Source organism: Nonomuraea sp. NPDC049486, from assembly GCF_040676925.1.
GTDB classification, from domain to species: domain Bacteria; phylum Actinomycetota; class Actinomycetes; order Streptosporangiales; family Streptosporangiaceae; genus Nonomuraea; species Nonomuraea ferruginea.
The window spans coordinates 87,779-103,178 of the sequence record NZ_JBFAPV010000002.1 but is presented as its reverse complement, the minus strand read 5'-3'; the positions used below and the strand labels follow the sequence as shown (position 1 = coordinate 103,178).

The window sequence follows — 15,400 nt, the reverse complement described above, 5'->3', positions numbered from 1 at the left end:
ACGGTGCGTTGCGTTTGGGGAGGTTTCGTGGTGGAGAGGGTGCCGGCGACGGTGACGTGGGGGCTATTCGCGGCGTGGGTGGTGCACGACGCGGAGGAGCTGGCGACCATGGCCCGATGGTCACGCTCGGCCCGGCCGCGGCTGGAGCGGCTGTTCCCGCCGGTGCCGTGGGAGCGGCTGGAGGTCTCGCAGGCGCACGTCACCGTGGCGATCGGGCTGATGGGCGCGGTGATGGCGGCGGCGTCGGCCGAGGGCGCCCGCACCGGCGGGCGCAGCCCGCTGTTCCAGGCGGCGCTGGCGGGTTTCGGCGCGCACGGCGTCGTTCACCTGGCGCAGGCGGCGCTCACCCGCGGTTACACGCCGGGGGTGGTGACCTCGCCGCTGGTGGTGATCCCGTTCTCGGTGTGGGCGTGGCGGCGGCTCAAGGCCGCGGGCGTGCCGGTGGACGCCGGACCCCCGGCGTCGCTCGCCGCCTTCCCTGTGCTGGCCGCCGCCGTCCACGGTCTCGCCCACGCCCTCACCGGCCGCGGGCGGACCCGGATCAGGCGCCCTGGGCGGGCGTGAGGGGGGCCGCGTCCGCGTGGGCGCGGACGCGGGCCGCGAAGGCCCGCGCCATCGGGCGCCAGGTAGACTCCAGGGCGGGCGCCGCGGCCCGCACCTGGTCGTCGAGGTGTTCCAGGCCGGTTCCCGCGGTCCACGAGGCGAAGATGTCCGGCGTGGCCTCGGGGTGGAACTGGACCGCCCAGGCCTCGCCCAGCCGGTAGGCCTGGTTCGGGTAGCGGTCGCCGGTCATCAGCGGCACCGCGCCGTCGGGCAGCCGCGTCATGGCGTCCCGGTGATACTGGACGGCGACCGCGCGCCCGACGCCCGCCAGCAGCGGGTCGGCGGCCGCGGCGGGCAGCGCGACGACCTCGCACGCGCCGGCCTCCAGCCCGTCGCCGCCCCGCTCCACGGTGCCGCCGCAGGCCATGGTCAGCAGCTGGGCCCCGAGGCAGACGGCCAGCGTGGGCGTGCCGTCCTCGACGGCCCGGCGCAGCAGCGCGCGGGTGGCCGGCTGCCAGGGGCAGCGCTCGTCCTCCCACGCGGCGGCCTCGCCACCGAGCACGATCAGCCCGTCCGCCGCCCGCTCGGGGATCTCCTCCCCCAGGTACGGCCTGACGACGTCGCAGGGCAGCCCCAGCCAGCCGGCCAGGTAGCCGAGCGGAGCGTCGGCCTCGTTCTCGATCACCGTGATGCGCATAGCACCTAATGTAAAGCCCGCTTTGTCCCTAAACTCCCAGCATGAGGATCGAGGATGTCGACGGCCTGCGGATCGCCACCTACGGCGCCGGGCCGCGGGTGATCGTGGCGGTGCACGGGATCACCGCCTCGTCGAAGGCCTGGGAGGCGGTCGGGCGGCGGCTCCCGGACGGATGGTCGATGGTCGCCATGGACCTGCGCGGCCGCGGCCACAGCGCCGGCCTGCCCGGTCCGTACGGGCTGGACCGGCACGCCGAGGACGTGCTGCGGGTGGCGGACCACGTGGGCGCCGGGCCGGATGCGGTGCTGACCGGCCACTCGATGGGCGGGTACGTGGCGGCGCTGGCGGCGGCGCGGCGGGAGTTCGCGCGGGTGGTGCTGATCGACGGCGGCCTGCCGCTGCCGCTGCCGCCGGGCATGGACGCGGACGAGGCCATGGTCGCCACGCTCGGCCCGGCGCTGGCCCGGCTGCGCCAGACGTTCCCCTCGGCGGAGGCGTACCTGGAGTTCTTCCGGGCGCATCCCGCCTTCGACGGGTTCTGGAGCGCCGAGGTGGAGGAGTACGTGCGCTACGACCTGACCGGGCCGGAGGGCGCGCTGCGCTCGCGGGCGGTGCCGGAGGCCGTGGCCGAGGACGGGCACTGGCTGCTGCGCGAAGGGGCGAGGATCGGCGACGCGCTCCAGAACATCGAGGCGCCGCTGCACCTGCTGCGCGCTCCGCGCGGGCTGCTGAACCAGGACGTCGGCATGTTCCCGGACGACCTGACCGCTCCCTGGCTGGTCCGGCTGCCGGAGCTGAGGGACGAGGTGGTGCCGGACTGCAACCACTACACGATCCTGTTCGACGATCGGTGCGTGGCGACCATCGTCGAGCGGCTCACCTCCTGACATGGCGGACGGCCCCGCACAGGGGGCCGTCCGGCGCCGTGGGTCAGCGAGGAGCGATCCACGTGGCCTTCGCGGCGGCCACCAGCGTGCCGTCCACCTCGTAGATCGCGCTCTGGCCGAACATCTTGCGGCCCTCGCGGCCGGTCTCGCGGGCCACCACGGAGTAGACCCCGCCGGCGGTCACCTTGCGGTGGAACTGCACCGCGAGCCGTCCGAGCAGCGCCGACTCGCCCGGCCTGAAGTGGGCCCAGCCGGTGACGCAGTCGAGCGCGGCGCCCACGACCGCGGGCGGCACGCCGTCCTCGTCGGCCACCGTGAACGGCACCCGCCACCCGGCCGCGACCAGGTCGTCGCTGCCCTCGACCGGGCCGGGGAAGATGCGCAGGCCGTCACCCGGCTCGCGGAACCCGCACGCGAAGCACTCGGGGAAGGCGTGCGCGCGGCGACCGGCGAACCCGGCCTCGGCCCGCGCGGCCTCGGTGAAGGACACGAACGGCGGCGCCTGCACGTCCTCGGCCACCGGGATGGCCTCGACCAGCGGTTTCCCGCCGTCGTAGAGGGAGACGGAGTTGGCCAGATGCTCCAGCTTCAACTCGGTGCCGAGCGGTGTCGGGGCGCGCAGCGTGACCTCGACCGCCGATCGCCCGCCGTTCAGCACGCCCGCGAGGGTGCCGGCCAGCCAGCCGCCGTTGGCGGATCGCGCGGGCCCCCGGAAGCGGTCGGGAACGGTCAGTACGGTCTGCAGGGCAGCCGTCGTCATGCAACACCCTCCAATATCGCCATAAATCGGCGAAGTCCTGAAACGTCGTTTGAGATGGGCCGATACTACTGGACCTGCTGATCAGCCCATACTCGGGCCCACACCAGGTGATGTCCCGCGCATCGCGGAGCCCTGCCGCTGCCCGAGATCTCCAGGAGGGAACCTCCGGAATCAGTAAAAGATACGGTGCCGACGTTGCGAGCAGGTGACTTCCGGGTGGAAGTGATGTTGCTCACGTTCGCCGGTCCGGCTCCTCCTGGCCGTCCTCGGCGCCGGGGAAGGCGATCCTGGACGCGATCACGTACTCGATCCGGACGTTCCGGTACTCCTCGCCCTCGCGGACCCGCTCCGGCAACCGGTCCCGGCGGCTGCCGGAGCCGGACTCCTCCCCCGGTTCGCCGGCGAACCGCACCGACGTCTCGGGCACCTCCGCGAACCGCATGCGGTCCGCGCGCACCGTGGCGGTGAACACGATGTCGGCGTCCTCGATGAGCCGGCTGCTGGGACGGTCGTCGTTCATGACGGCTCCAGGGTCTAGCGGCGGACCCGTTTGGACAGTTCCAGAAGTTGCCGCGCGCCCACCCGCCCCACGGCCCTGCCGAGATCCCGCAGAGAGTCCCCCAGATGCGGCCCTTCCTCCCCGGTCCCGGACTCGGGCCGGGCTGAGGCGGACTCGGGCGTCGGTTTGGGCTCAGGTTCAGGTTCGGACTTGTCCTCGGGTTCGGGTTCCGGCTGGGACTCAGGTTCGGGTTCGGACTCGGGTTGGAGTTCCGGTTCCGGTTCCGGTTCGGGTTCGGGTTCGGGCTCTTCGAGTGTCGCGTCGCCGGGTGCGTACGGCTCCTCGTGTTCGCCGAGGAGTTCGGCGTCGCGGCCCAGGTCCGCGATCGGCCGCTCGACCTCCGGCAGCGCGTCGCCCACGTCCCGGACGGCGGTCGCGACGCTGTCGACGGCGCCGGTGACGATCTCGGGGTTGCGGTCGATCGTCCGCAGGACGTCACCGACGATCAACGCGACGTTGTCGAGCCGTACCTTGAGCATCGCCTGCGCGTCCACGCCGTCGATCTCCAGGTTCACCTTGCCGAGCACGACGTCCACGCCGACGTGCAGGTTGAGCAGGTCGAGCACGTCGGCCTGGAGGGAGACCCGCGCCCGCAGGTCCTCCACATCGAGGCTGATCTTGTCGACCTTGACCGTCGGCACGTCCAGCAGGACATCCGGGTCGGCGGAGCCGGAAGGCCTCCGCTCCGGTTCGGAGTAGAGCAGGTCCGGATGCTCGCCGGCGGCCTCCGGCACGTCATCGGTCATGTCCGCGCTCCTCCCCGCCCGTCGGGAACGGCTGATGCGCCGAGGAAGTGGCCCTTCCAGTGCACGGCCTACCCGAGAACGCGACAAAGCGCCCAAACTAGGACCCAAATGGGCGTATAGGCGTCAGAGGACGGGCAGGTAACGGCCGAGCTCGAACTCGGTGACCGTGCGCCGGTAGTCGCGCCACTCCGCCCGCTTGTTGCGCAGGAAGAAGTCGAACACGTGCTCGCCGAGCGTCTCGGCCACCAGCTCGCTGCGCTCCATGACGCTTATGGCCTCGTCGAGCGACTGCGGCAGCGGCTGGATGCCCAGGGCGCGCCGTTCGGCGCTGGTGAGGGTCCACACGTTGTCCTCGGCCGCCGGCGGCAGCTCGTAGCTCTCCTCGATGCCCTTGAGCCCCGCGGCCAGGACGAGCGCGAAGGCGAGGTACGGATTGCAGGCCGAGTCGAGCGACCGGAACTCGATGCGGGTCGAGCCGCCCTTGTGCGGCTTGTACATGGGCACCCGCACCAGGGCCGAGCGGTTGTTGTGGCCCCAGCAGATGTAGGAGGGGGCCTCGCCGCCCTGCCCGGCGATGGCCTCGGCGCCGCCCCACAGCCGCTTGTAGGAGTTGACCCACTGGTTGGTGATGGCGGTGATCTCGGCGGCGTGCCTGAGCAGGCCGGCGATGAACGAGCGGCCCACCTTGGACAGCTGGTAGTCGGCGCCGGGCTCGTGGAAGGCGTTGCGGTCGCCCTCGAACAGCGACATGTGGGTGTGCATGCCGGACCCGGGGTGCTCGGTGAACGGCTTGGGCATGAACGAGGCCCAGACGCCCTGCTCCAGCGCGACCTCCTTCATGACCAGGCGGAAGGTCATGATGTTGTCGGCCGTGGTGAGCGCGTCGGCGTAGCGCAGGTCGATCTCCTGCTGGCCGGGGGCGCCCTCGTGGTGGCTGTATTCCACCGAGATGCCCATCGACTCCAGCATCATGATCGCCTGACGGCGGAAGTCATGGCCGGAGCTGTGGGGGGTGTGGTCGAAGTAGCTGCCGGAGTCGATCGGCTCGGGCCGCAGGCTGTCGCCCGGCCGGTTCTTCAGCAGGAAGAACTCGATCTCCGGGTGGGTGTAGAAGGTGAACCCCATGTCGGCGCACTTGGCGAGCGTGCGCTTGAGCACCCAGCGCGGGTCGGCGTGGGACGGGGAGCCGTCGGGCATGAGGATGTCGCAGAAGATGCGCCCGGCACCGGGCGTCTCGCTGCGCCACGGCAGGATCTGGAACGTCGACGGGTCGGGCTTGGCGAGCATGTCGGACTCGTAGACCCGGGCGAACCCCTCGATGGCGGAGCCGTCGAAGCCGATGCCTTCGGCGAACGCGCCTTCCAGCTCGGCCGGCGCTATCGCGACGGACTTGAGGAAGCCCAGCACGTCGGTGAACCAGAGCCGGATGAACCGGATGTCGCGTTCCTCGAGCGTGCGGAGCACGAACTCCTGCTGGCGGTCCACGGCATCCCCTCGTGCAGATGGTACAGGTCACTTATCAGCATGCCGTGTCCGTGTTTCGCACAGGTTACGAGGGGTGCCGGTGCGAGCCTCACTGACAAAGGGCGTGCCCGGTCTTAATGTGATCACGCAGTCAGTCTCGGGGGAGGCATTGGTGGCTATCGACCTGCTCAATCACAAGCTCGATCGGGCCTTCGACCACATCGACGCGGCCGGCAGGGGCGTCGTGGACCGCGAGGACCTGCTGGGCCTGGGGGCCCGCATCCTGGTCGGTTTCGGGGAGTCCCCCACGTCCGTGACCGGCAGCGCCCTCGTCGACGGCTTCGACCGCGTCTGGGCGGAGCTGTCGGCCGCGCTCGGCCGCGACGAGGACGTCGACATGTCCCGCGAGGACTTCGCGCTCGCCATGACCGCCGCGTTCGTCAAGGGCGACAGGTACGCTCCGGTCTTCGGCCCGGCGGCCGCGGCGGTGGCCGGGCTGTGCGACCGCGGCGGCGACGGCTACGCGGGGCCGGAGGAGTTCCGCACGCTGCTGGCCGCCTTCGGCACCGGCCACGACGACGCCGACGCGGCGTTCGACCGGCTCGACACCACGGGCCGGGGCGTGCTGACGGTGGACGAGCTGGTGCGCGCCGCCCGCGACTTCTACACGGGCGAGGACCCCGAGGCGCCCGGCAACTGGCTCTTCGGGCCCCTGTGAACACCGCGGTGAGCACGACCGTGATGGCTTCCGTACGGTCCGCGCTCCGATCCGTCCTGCACTGGAAGCCCCTGCTGCCGCTGCCCCGCCGGGGCAGCAGGGCCGCGGCCGCGCTGCTGCCGCTGGTCGAGCGGGTGCCCGGGATGGCGGCGCCGTGCCGGATGCATCCCGCCGTGTACGCGATCGAGGCGGCCGTCATCGACTGGGCGCGCCGTACGGGCCTGCGCGCCGACCCGGGGGTCGGCTTCCACCGGATGGCGGGGCGGGCGTTCGCCGAGTTCGACGCGGCCGCGGCGGCGCTGTTCGCGCAGTGGCTGACGTGGCTGTTCCACCTGGACGACGAGCTGGACGAGGGGCCGTGCCCGCTGGAGGTGTTCCAGGGGATGCTGGAGGGCGCCGGCGGCCATCCGCTGGAGGCGGCCTTCGCCGACCTGTGGCGGGTGACGAGCGCGCGGATGAGCGACCAGTGGCGCCGCCGGTTCGCGGTCAACCTGCAGCGCCAGCACTACGCCTGCCGCACCGAGGCCGACAACAGGGCGGCGGGCCAGGCGCCGACGCTGGCCGACTACCCGATGCTGCGCAGGGGCACGGTCGGCCCCTACCTGTACGACCTGGTGGAGCCGTGCCTGCGGGTGGAGGTGCCGGCCTGGGTGCACCGGTCGGAGCCGTGGCAGGAGCTGGTGAACTCCTGCAGCGACATCACCGCCTGGTGCAACGACGTGGCCTCGCGGCCCAAGGAGCGCGGCGACGGCCACAACCTCGTCGTGATCGCGATGCGCGAGCTGGGCCTGGGCGAGCGGGAGGCGGTCGGCTGGGTGCTCGACCGGATCGCCGAGCGGTGCCGCGACATGAGCGGGGCCGCGCGTCGGCTGCCGCTGGACGATCTCGCGCCGGGCACCGCCAGGGACGTGAGCAAGGTGGCGTGCGCCTACCTCGCGGCGCCGCGGGCCCACCTCGACTGGCTGCTGGAGTCGTCCCGCTACGCGTGAGGGGCGGCGGCGAGCGCGTCGCCGGTGGCGGTGCGGCGGTAGACGACCTGCTTGCCGACCCGCATGCCGACGGTCAGGCCGCTGCCGCTGAGCACGGTCAGGTGCTGGCTGACCGCGCCGGGCGTCAGCGCCATGCGGCCGGCCAGCGCCGTGGTGGTGGCCGGCTCGGCCAGCGCGAGCAGGATGCGGGCGCGGCTGCGGCCGATGAGCGCGGCGAGCGCGCCGGGCGCGGGCGGCGGGCCCTGCTCCCACAGCGTGCCGACGCCGAGCACCGGATAGACGAGCATCGACTGGTACGGGGCGGACATGACGGCGACCGACGGCCAGTAGAACGCGCTCGGCACCAGCACCAGGCCGTCGCCGTGCAGCGCCGGGTCGTCGTTGCACCAGGGCCGGTCGACGAGGAGCCGGCCACCGGTCCAGGTGACGGCCGGGTCGAGCCCGTCGAACAGCTCGCGGGCGCCGCCCCTGGCGAGCTGCCGCGAGCGGCGCAGCACGTCGCGTTCGAGCAGCGCGTGGACGCGCGGCCAGAACTCGGCGAGACACGTCCGCCAGTACGCCTCAAGGGCGTCGGCGACCCGCTGGATCCCGCCCGCCGGGTCGGCGACGAACCGGCCGAGCGCGGCCGGATCGGCGGAGCGCACCTCCCGCGCCTCGTGCAGCGCCCGCTCCGGCGAGGTGCGCCGGACGCGCTCCAGCTCGGCGGCGAAGTCGGGCATGGGCGTGTCGGGCGGCGGCGTGAGGAAGTCGGCGAGATAGCCGCTCGGGGGCACGAGCGCGAGCAGCTCGGCCAGGTCGAGCCCGGCCAGGCGGGGCCGCACGCAGGTGAGCCACGGCAGATGCAGGGCCTGCCTGGCCGGGTCCTGGAGGGTGCGCAGGCTCGCGACCAGCTCCCACAGCGGGGAGAAGGCGAACCGGATCCGGGCCACGTCCTCAGGCTTCAGCTCCCACGTCACCGGCATGCTTTTAGTGTGCCCTAAATCGTTCGACCCGGCGATCCGAGGGCCGGAACCTGGCGGGGTGACGACCACCGCTCCCGAAAAACCGCCCTTCCTGCGCGCCGCGTTCGGCGGGCTGCCCCGCCCCTTCTGGGCCCTGTGGGGCGGCACCCTGGTGAACCGCCTGGGCGCCATGGTGCTGCCGTTCACCGGCGTGTTCCTCACCCAGGCACGCGGCCTGTCCGTGGCCGCCGCCGGTCTGGTCATGGCCGTCTTCGGGGCGGGGTCGCTGCTGTCGCAGCTGCTGGCCGGGACGCTGGCCGACCGGATCGGGCGCCGGGCCACGCTGGCCGGCGGCATGGTGGCCACCGCGGCGGCGCTGATGGCGCTCGGCTACAGCACGACGCTGCCCGCGATCCTGGCCTCGATGCTGGCGCTCGGCCTGGTCGTGGACGCCTACCGGCCGGCCTCGAACGCGCTGGTCGCCGACCTGGTCTCCCCGGAGCACCGGCCGCGGGCGTTCGGGCTGCTGTTCTGGGCGATCAACCTGGGCTACTCGGTCGGCATGACGGCGGGCGGGTGGCTGGCGCAGCAGGGCTTCCTCCTGCTGTTCTGGCTGAACGCGGCGAGCTGCCTGGTCTTCGCGGCGCTGGTGTGGCGGGCGGTGCCGGAGACCCGGCCCACGGGCGAGTCCGGGCCCGGCGGGTTCGGGATGGTGCTGCGCGACCGGCTGATGGTCGCGTTCACGTTGGTGACGCTCGGGAACGCGCTGATGTACGCGCAGACGTACACGATGCTGCCGGTGGCGATGACGAAGCTGGCCGGGCTGACGACCGCCCAGTTCGGCGCGGCGATGGCGCTGAACGGGGTGCTCATCGTGATCGTGCAGCCGCTCGTGTCCGGCTGGCTGGGCCGCAGGGACGCGCCCAGGACGCTGGCGGCGGGGCTGGCGGTGATGGGGGTGGGGTTCACGCTGACGGCCTTCGTCACCAGCACGGCCATGCTGGCGGTCACCATCGCCGTGTGGACCGCCGGCGAGATCGTCACCGCGGGCATCGCCGGGACCATCCTGGCCAGGCTCGCCCCGGCCCACCTGCGCGGCCGGTACGCGGGACTGTTCGGGTTCGCCTGGTCGGCGGCCGGGATGCTGACGCCGCTGATGGGCAGCGCCCTGCTGGAGGTCGGCGGGCAGCCGGCGCTCTGGTTCACGACGGGCGGGATCGGCCTCGTCTCCGCGGCGGGGATGCTCGCGATCGGCCCAGCGATCAGGCGCCGTTGAACGGATTTTGATTCATTGTTGGCCCAGGCCCGATAATTTCCTCCCTGCCAGAGGGCTGGGAGGACGGATTTCATGCGCCACGCAGGGGCGGCGCGCGGTGTGGCGATCGGGCTCGCCACGCTCGCGATCGCCTTGGAGCTCGCCAACGCCTGGGTGACCGCCCAGTTGCCGCCCGCCTCCTACACGCCGCTCCCGTTCGCGCCGGAGGACGTGGCCGGCACCGCGTTCCCGGTGTTCGGCGCCATCCTGGTGGTGCGCAGGCCGCAGCTGGCCATCGGGTGGCTGCTGTGCGCGGGCGGCGTGAGCGCCGCCGCCAACATCCTGTCCGCCAACCTCATCGCCCTGTACGGGGAGCCGGGGTGGGGCTGGATCGTGGTGCAGGCAACCTGGCAGGCCTGCCAGCTCTCGCTCGGCGTGCTGCTGCCCCTGCTCTACCCGGCGGGCCGGATGCCGTCGCCGCGCTGGCGGTGGGCGCTCCTGCCGGCGGTGGCGGGTCACCTGCTCGACTGGACCGCGATCGCGATCATGGAAAGGGAGCTGAGGGACGCCGCCCACGTGCTCGTCGCCGCGGGCATGGCGCTGGCCTTCGCCTCGCTGGCCGTGCGGTTCACCCGGGGCGACCCGGTCGAGCGGCGGCAGATCCTGTGGGTGCTCGTCACCCTGCCGGGACTGCTGATCCCGTGGATGCTCGGCGGGCCGTTCTGGTGGCTGGCCACGCTCGGCATCCCGCTCATCCCGGCGGCGATCGCGGTGGCGGTGCTGTGCTACCGGCTGTTCGGCATCGACACGCTGATCAGCCGGGCCATGGTCGGCACCGGGCTCGCCCTGGTCATCACCGCCGTCTACCTGGCGGTGGGCGCCGCCTCCAGCCTGTTCCTGGCCGAGGTGGACCCGGTCGCCGGGCTGGCGGCCGCGCTGTTCGCCGGGGTGTTCTTCCAGCCGATGCGGCACGCGCTGCAGCGCGGCGTGGACCGTCTGCTCTACGGCGGCATCGGCGTGCCCGCCGAGCTGGCCGAGCGGCTCAAGCACCGGCTGCAGCGCGTCGACCCGGGCCACGGGCTGCTGGCCGCGCTGGAGGTGCTGCGCGAGGGGCTGTCGGTGACCGGGGCGGCGGTCGAGGTGGACGGCGCGACCACGGTGACCGGCTCGCCCGAGCCCGTCGCCCGTACCGTCCCGCTGGTCTGGCACGGCGAGCCGGTCGGGCTGCTGCTCATCGGCCCGGCGGCCCGGCGCCGCTTCCCCGCCGCGCACGACGAGCGGGTGATCGCCACGCTCCTCCCGTACCTCGCCGACGCCGCGCACGCGGTGCGCATGACCGCGGCCGTGCGGCGGTCGCGCGAGCGGATCCTGACCGCGCGCGAGGAGGAGCGGCGGCGCCTGCGCCGCGACCTGCACGACGGGCTGGGCCAGTCGCTCACCGGGATGGCGATGGTGATCAACGCGGCCCGTGTCTCCCTGCGCCGCTCCCCCGAGCAGGCCGAACGGCTGCTGGCCGACCTGCGCGCGGGCATGGACGCGATCAGCGGCGACATCAGGCAGCTCGTGTACGGGCTGCGCCCCCCGGCGATCGACGAGCTCGGCCTGGCCGGCGCGATCGGGGAGCTGGCCCGCACGCCCGAGGAGCCGGCGACCTCGGTGGAGACCGACGGCGACCTGGACGGCCTGCCCGCGGCGGTGGAGGTGGCGGCGTACCGGATCGTCCAGGAGGCGCTCACGAACGCGCGCAAGCACGCCGCCGCCTCCCGCGTGACGGTCCGGCTGGAGCGCGACAACCGGGTGCTGCGCGTCACGGTGGCCGACGACGGGATCGGCCTGCCGCCCGACGCCCGCGCGGGCGTCGGGCTGGGGTCCATGCGCGAGCGCGCCGCCGAGCTGGGCGGCACCTGCGTGGTACGGGCCGCCGAAGACGGCGGAACCGTGGTGAGCGCGGATCTGCCCACGCCATGAGTTCCCATTTACCGGCACATCTGGATGGCCGTAGGCTTATGCCCACAATGTTGACTTTCACTGCGCTCGGACCGTTCCAGGCCTGGGCGGACGGCGTCCCCCTCGACCTCGGCGGTCAGCGACAGCGGGCGGTGCTCGCCCGGCTGATCGTGGCCGGGGGCCGGGCCGTTCCCGTGAACACGCTCATCGACGAGCTCTGGCCCGGCGATCCGCCCGCGCAGGCGCTCTCGACCATCCAGGGGTACGTCTCCCGGCTGCGCCGCGTGCTCGAACCGGGCCGGGCGCCCCGCGAGGAGGCGTCCGTCCTGGTGTCGGCCCCGCCGGGCTACGCGCTGCGGGCCCGTCCAGAGCAGGTGGACACCTGGCGGTTCGAGCGCCTGGCCAAGTCCGACGGGCCGCCCGGCGAGGTGTGGGCGGCCATGGACGGCGCGCTGGCGCTGTGGCGCGGGCCCGCGCTGGCCGAGTTCGCCGACCTGACGTGGGCGGCGACCGAGGCGGCCAGGCTGGAGGAGTTGCGGCTCGTCGCGATCGAGCGGCGGGGCGCGGCCGGGCTGGCGCTCGGGAGCCCGACGGCGCTGGTCGCGGACCTGGAGGCGCACGCCGCCGCGCATCCGCTGCGCGAGGAGGCCTGGCGCCTGCTGGCGCTGGCCCTCTACCGCACCGGCCGGCAGGGCGACGCGCTCGCCGCGCTGCGCCGCGCCCGCGCGGTCTGGCGGGACGAACTGGGCCTGGACCTCACGGCGGGGTTGCAGCGGCTGGAGCACGACATGCTCTCCCAGACCCTGCCGGACATCCCGCAGACCCCCGTGGCGGACCGGCCCGCCGCCGACGCGGAGCCCGCGGCCTCCCCCGGCGGCCCGCCCCTGCGGGTGCTCGTCGCCGACGACCAGGCGCTGGTACGCGCCGGGCTCAAGGTCGTGCTGGCCGCGGAGGCGGGGCTGGAGGCGGCCGGGGAGGCCGGGGACGGCGAGGAGGCCATCGCCGCCGCCCGCGCCCTGCGCCCCGACGTCGTGCTGCTCGACATCCAGATGCCGAACCTGGACGGCCTGGCCGCCGCCCGCCGCATCCTCACCGCCGCCGATCCGCCCAAAGTGATCATGATGACCACCTTCGGCAGCGACGAGAACCTCTACGCGGCGCTGCGCGCGGGCGTCAGCGGGTTCATGCTCAAGACCTCGCCGCCCGAGCAGCTCGTCGCCGCCATCCGGGCCGCCGCCGCGGGCGACGCCCTCATCGACCCGGCGGTCACCACCCGGCTCATCTCCGCCTTCGCCGGGCGCACCGACCCGGCCTCGCCGCCCGCGCTGGCCGGGCTCACCGACGCCCAGCTCGACGTGCTCAAGCTGGTGGCGCGCGGGCTCACGAACCGGCAGATCGGCCAGACGCTGGCCATGCCGGAGCCGGAGGTGCAGGGGACGGTGCGGACGCTGCTCGACAACCTGGGGTTGTTCGAGCGGGCGCAGCTCGTGGTCGCGGCCTACGAGTCCGGCCTGGTGACCCCGGGAAGCATCGCAGCGAAGTAGGCCGATTTATCGTCATTTTGAGGCTAAAAATAACCCCGTACTAGGCTGGGGCCGTGGCACAACTGCGTATCGCCCTGGCCCAGACGAACCCGACCGTAGGCGACCTGGCCGGCAACGCCGACAAGCTCGTGGCGTGGACCCGCCGGGCCGCCGACCGCGGCGCGCACCTGGCCGTGTTCACCGAGATGTTCCTCACCGGCTACCCCGTCGAGGACCTCGTGCTGCGCACCTCCTTCGTGGACGCCAGCATCGCCGCGATCGAGGAGGTGGCGCTCCGGCTCGACCGCGAGGGCCTCGGCGACCTGCCGGTGGTGGTCGGCTACGTCGACCGGGCCGGCCTGGCCCCCCGGGTCGGCCAGCCCAAGGGCGCCCCGCTCGACGCCGCCGCCCTGCTCCACCGCGGCCGGGTGGTGGCCCGCACCGCCAAGCACCACCTGCCGAACTACGGGGTGTTCGACGAGTACCGCTACTTCGTCCGCGGCGACCGGCTGCCGATCTTCCGGCTGCACGGGGTCGACGTCGCCGTGGCGGTCTGCGAGGACCTCTGGCAGGACGGCGGCCCGGTCGCCGTGGTCGGCCAGGCGGGAGCGGGCCTGCTCGTGGTGCCGAACGCCTCCCCGTACGAGAAGGAGAAGGACGACATCCGCCTGGAGCTGTGCGCGCGCAGGGCACGCGAGGCCGGCAGCGCGCTCGTCTACGTCAACCAGGTCGGCGGGCAGGACGAGCTGGTCTTCGACGGCGACTCGCTGGTGGTGGACGCCCGCGGCGAGCTGGTCGCGCGGGCCGCCCAGTTCCGTGAGGAACTGCTGGTCTGCGACCTCGACCTGCCGGTCTCGTCCGCCGGGACCGGTTCCTTCCCGTACGACGCCGGCGACGGCACCACCATCACCGTGGACCGGCTGGTGCTGTCGGACGACCCGCTTCCCGCGTACGAGCCGGAGCCCCCGAGCGTGGCCGAGCCGCTGGACACGGTCGCCGAGGTCTACGAGGCGCTGGTGCTGTCGGTGCGCGACTACGTGGCCAAGAACGGGTTCGAGTCGGTCATCCTCGGGCTGTCGGGCGGCATCGACTCCGCCCTGACGGCCACCATCGCCGCCGACGCCATCGGCCCGTCGCGGGTGCACGTGGTGCTCATGCCCTCCCGCTACTCCTCCGAGCACTCGCTGTCGGACGCCCAGGACCTGGTACGGCGGCAGGGCCTGCGGGCGCAGGTGGTGCCCATCGCGGAGATCGTGACCTCGTTCGAGAAGGAGATCGAGCTGTCCGGCCTGGCCTCCGAGAACCTCCAGGCCCGGGTGCGCGGCATGATCCTCATGGGCCTGTCGAACCAGCACGGCCACCTGGTGCTCACCACCGGGAACAAGAGCGAGCTGGCCACCGGCTACTCCACGCTCTACGGCGACTCGGCGGGCGGGTTCGCGCCGATCAAGGACGTGCCGAAGCTCATGGTGTGGGAGCTGTCGAGGTGGCGCAACGGCGGTGGCGACCCGTCGTTCCGGCTCCAGGTGGACGAGCCGATCCCGCCGAACTCCATCACCAAGGAGCCCAGCGCCGAACTCCGCCCCGACCAGCGCGACACCGACTCCCTTCCGCCGTACGAGGTCCTGGACAAGCTGCTGGACGACTACGTCGAGAAGGACATGGGCTCCCGGGAGCTCATCGCCGCCGGGCACGATCCGGCGCTGGTCGCCCGCGTCATCCGGCTGGTGGACCTGGCCGAGTACAAGCGCCGCCAGTATCCGCCGGGTCCCAAGATCACCCCGAAGAACTTCGGCCGCGACCGGCGTCTCCCCATCACCAACCGCTGGCGCGAGACCACGTAGGCCTTCTCCCCTACGGAAAGGCCCGCCGCGCGGCGGGCCCTTCTCCTGGTCAGGGGATCAGCCGCAGTGCACGTTGTTGAGCTCGAGGATCGTCCAGGCGGGGACGGTCGCGCTGACGTCGATGCACTGGCCGGGCGCCGAGACGTACACCGGGCCGGCGTAGTACTTGTAGTTACCCGCGTCGGTGTCCGCCCCGCTGCCGTCACCCCTCGAGATCGTGACGTGCTTCCAGCTGGTGGTGCCGTCGTACTGACCGTAGCCGTAGGTCAGGGCGCAGTTCTTTCCGGTGCTGGAGCTGTAGTACACCTCCAGCGTGCCCGTGCGGGTGCCGTTCTTGGAGACCGCGTAGACGCCGACCCGGGAGTAGCTGCTGCCGCAGGGTCCGGCGGCGCCGGCCGGGGCCGCGCCCGCCACCAGCGTGGTCGTCGCGGCCAGGGCCGTGCCGGCCAGGAGGGTCGCCAGCTTACGTGTGCGCACGAATATCCTTTCGATCTTCCGTCGGGAAGTTGTCAGGATGGCACTGACTC

General features: G+C 73.0%; 15 protein-coding genes. 8 read left to right on the top strand and 7 right to left on the bottom strand.

What is annotated here, in order from left to right; genetic code table 11:
- The first annotated feature begins 27 nt into the window (after positions 1-27).
- Complete coding sequence (locus tag AB0K05_RS05375; protein WP_271278507.1) at positions 28-564, top strand: HXXEE domain-containing protein; 537 nt, start codon at positions 28-30, stop codon at positions 562-564.
- Here AB0K05_RS05375 and AB0K05_RS05370 read toward each other — a convergent pair.
- Entirely contained in the window at positions 542-1,240 is a 699-nt protein-coding gene (locus tag AB0K05_RS05370) for a type 1 glutamine amidotransferase (protein WP_148032858.1), read from the bottom strand. The genes AB0K05_RS05375 and AB0K05_RS05370 overlap by 23 nt on opposite strands.
- 41 nt (positions 1,241-1,281) lie before the next feature.
- On the opposite strand from AB0K05_RS05370, the gene AB0K05_RS05365 reads away from it, so the two are divergent.
- Positions 1,282-2,127 (top strand): alpha/beta hydrolase, encoded by an 846-nt coding sequence (locus tag AB0K05_RS05365; protein WP_271278769.1) that lies wholly within the window; start codon positions 1,282-1,284, stop codon positions 2,125-2,127.
- A 43-nt stretch (positions 2,128-2,170) separates the two neighbouring features.
- Here AB0K05_RS05365 and AB0K05_RS05360 read toward each other — a convergent pair whose 3' ends face one another.
- The 4 genes from AB0K05_RS05360 to glnA all read right to left on the bottom strand — a co-directional run bounded on the left by AB0K05_RS05360 (position 2,171) and on the right by glnA (position 5,677).
- On the bottom strand, positions 2,171-2,887 hold the full coding sequence (locus AB0K05_RS05360; protein ID WP_271278768.1) for a hypothetical protein: 717 nt from the start codon (positions 2,885-2,887) through the stop codon (positions 2,171-2,173).
- Between the two features lie 232 nt (positions 2,888-3,119).
- Positions 3,120-3,407, bottom strand: a complete 288-nt coding sequence (locus AB0K05_RS05355) for a hypothetical protein (protein WP_364226891.1) — start codon at positions 3,405-3,407, stop codon at positions 3,120-3,122.
- A 14-nt stretch (positions 3,408-3,421) separates the two neighbouring features.
- The gene (locus AB0K05_RS05350; protein WP_364226888.1) at positions 3,422-4,192 is read right to left on the bottom strand and encodes a hypothetical protein; all 771 of its coding nucleotides are present in this window, start codon (positions 4,190-4,192) and stop codon (positions 3,422-3,424) included.
- Between the two features lie 123 nt (positions 4,193-4,315).
- Entirely contained in the window at positions 4,316-5,677 is a 1,362-nt protein-coding gene (glnA, locus tag AB0K05_RS05345) for a type I glutamate--ammonia ligase (RefSeq protein ID WP_271278765.1), read from the bottom strand.
- A gap of 151 nt (positions 5,678-5,828) precedes the next feature.
- Here glnA and AB0K05_RS05340 point away from each other — a divergent pair, with 151 nt between their 5' ends.
- Both AB0K05_RS05340 and AB0K05_RS05335 read left to right on the top strand, forming a co-directional pair.
- On the top strand, positions 5,829-6,374 hold the full coding sequence (locus tag AB0K05_RS05340; protein WP_271278764.1) for an EF-hand domain-containing protein: 546 nt from the start codon (positions 5,829-5,831) through the stop codon (positions 6,372-6,374).
- Between the two features lie 8 nt (positions 6,375-6,382).
- Positions 6,383-7,363 carry a terpene synthase family protein gene (locus tag AB0K05_RS05335; RefSeq protein WP_261808693.1) on the top strand — a complete coding sequence of 327 codons (981 nt, stop codon included), beginning with the start codon at positions 6,383-6,385 and terminating at the stop codon, positions 7,361-7,363.
- Here AB0K05_RS05335 and AB0K05_RS05330 read toward each other — a convergent pair.
- Entirely contained in the window at positions 7,354-8,325 is a 972-nt protein-coding gene (locus tag AB0K05_RS05330; protein WP_271278763.1) for a DUF5937 family protein, read from the bottom strand. The genes AB0K05_RS05335 and AB0K05_RS05330 overlap by 10 nt on opposite strands.
- 58 nt (positions 8,326-8,383) lie before the next feature.
- On the opposite strand from AB0K05_RS05330, the gene AB0K05_RS05325 reads away from it, so the two are divergent.
- From AB0K05_RS05325 to AB0K05_RS05310, 4 genes are all read left to right on the top strand, one after another.
- Complete coding sequence (locus tag AB0K05_RS05325) at positions 8,384-9,580, top strand: MFS transporter (protein ID WP_261808694.1); 1,197 nt, start codon at positions 8,384-8,386, stop codon at positions 9,578-9,580.
- A gap of 72 nt (positions 9,581-9,652) precedes the next feature.
- Positions 9,653-11,527, top strand: coding sequence for a sensor histidine kinase (locus tag AB0K05_RS05320; protein ID WP_364226881.1), 1,875 nt, complete (start codon positions 9,653-9,655; stop codon positions 11,525-11,527).
- A gap of 47 nt (positions 11,528-11,574) precedes the next feature.
- Positions 11,575-13,050 carry a BTAD domain-containing putative transcriptional regulator gene (locus AB0K05_RS05315; RefSeq protein ID WP_148032867.1) on the top strand — a complete coding sequence of 492 codons (1,476 nt, stop codon included), beginning with the start codon at positions 11,575-11,577 and terminating at the stop codon, positions 13,048-13,050.
- A 53-nt stretch (positions 13,051-13,103) separates the two neighbouring features.
- A complete protein-coding gene (locus AB0K05_RS05310) occupies positions 13,104-14,873 on the top strand; it encodes an NAD+ synthase (protein WP_271278761.1) in 1,770 nt (589 codons plus the stop codon).
- A gap of 57 nt (positions 14,874-14,930) precedes the next feature.
- Here AB0K05_RS05310 and AB0K05_RS05305 read toward each other — a convergent pair whose 3' ends face one another.
- Positions 14,931-15,350, bottom strand: a complete 420-nt coding sequence (locus AB0K05_RS05305; protein WP_219544719.1) for a hypothetical protein — start codon at positions 15,348-15,350, stop codon at positions 14,931-14,933.
- Between the last annotated feature and the right edge of the window lie 50 nt (positions 15,351-15,400).

Coding starts and splice junctions, on each gene's coding strand:
- AB0K05_RS05315 (WP_148032867.1), top strand. CDS start 11,575: ATGTTGACTTTCACTGCGCTCGGACCGTTCCAGGCCTGGGCGGACGGC.
- AB0K05_RS05330 (WP_271278763.1), bottom strand. CDS start 8,325: ATGCCGGTGACGTGGGAGCTGAAGCCTGAGGACGTGGCCCGGATCCGG.
- AB0K05_RS05355 (WP_364226891.1), bottom strand. CDS start 3,407: ATGAACGACGACCGTCCCAGCAGCCGGCTCATCGAGGACGCCGACATC.
- AB0K05_RS05320 (WP_364226881.1), top strand. CDS start 9,653: ATGCGCCACGCAGGGGCGGCGCGCGGTGTGGCGATCGGGCTCGCCACG.
- AB0K05_RS05365 (WP_271278769.1), top strand. CDS start 1,282: ATGAGGATCGAGGATGTCGACGGCCTGCGGATCGCCACCTACGGCGCC.
- AB0K05_RS05350 (WP_364226888.1), bottom strand. CDS start 4,192: ATGACCGATGACGTGCCGGAGGCCGCCGGCGAGCATCCGGACCTGCTC.
- AB0K05_RS05370 (WP_148032858.1), bottom strand. CDS start 1,240: ATGCGCATCACGGTGATCGAGAACGAGGCCGACGCTCCGCTCGGCTAC.
- AB0K05_RS05360 (WP_271278768.1), bottom strand. CDS start 2,887: ATGACGACGGCTGCCCTGCAGACCGTACTGACCGTTCCCGACCGCTTC.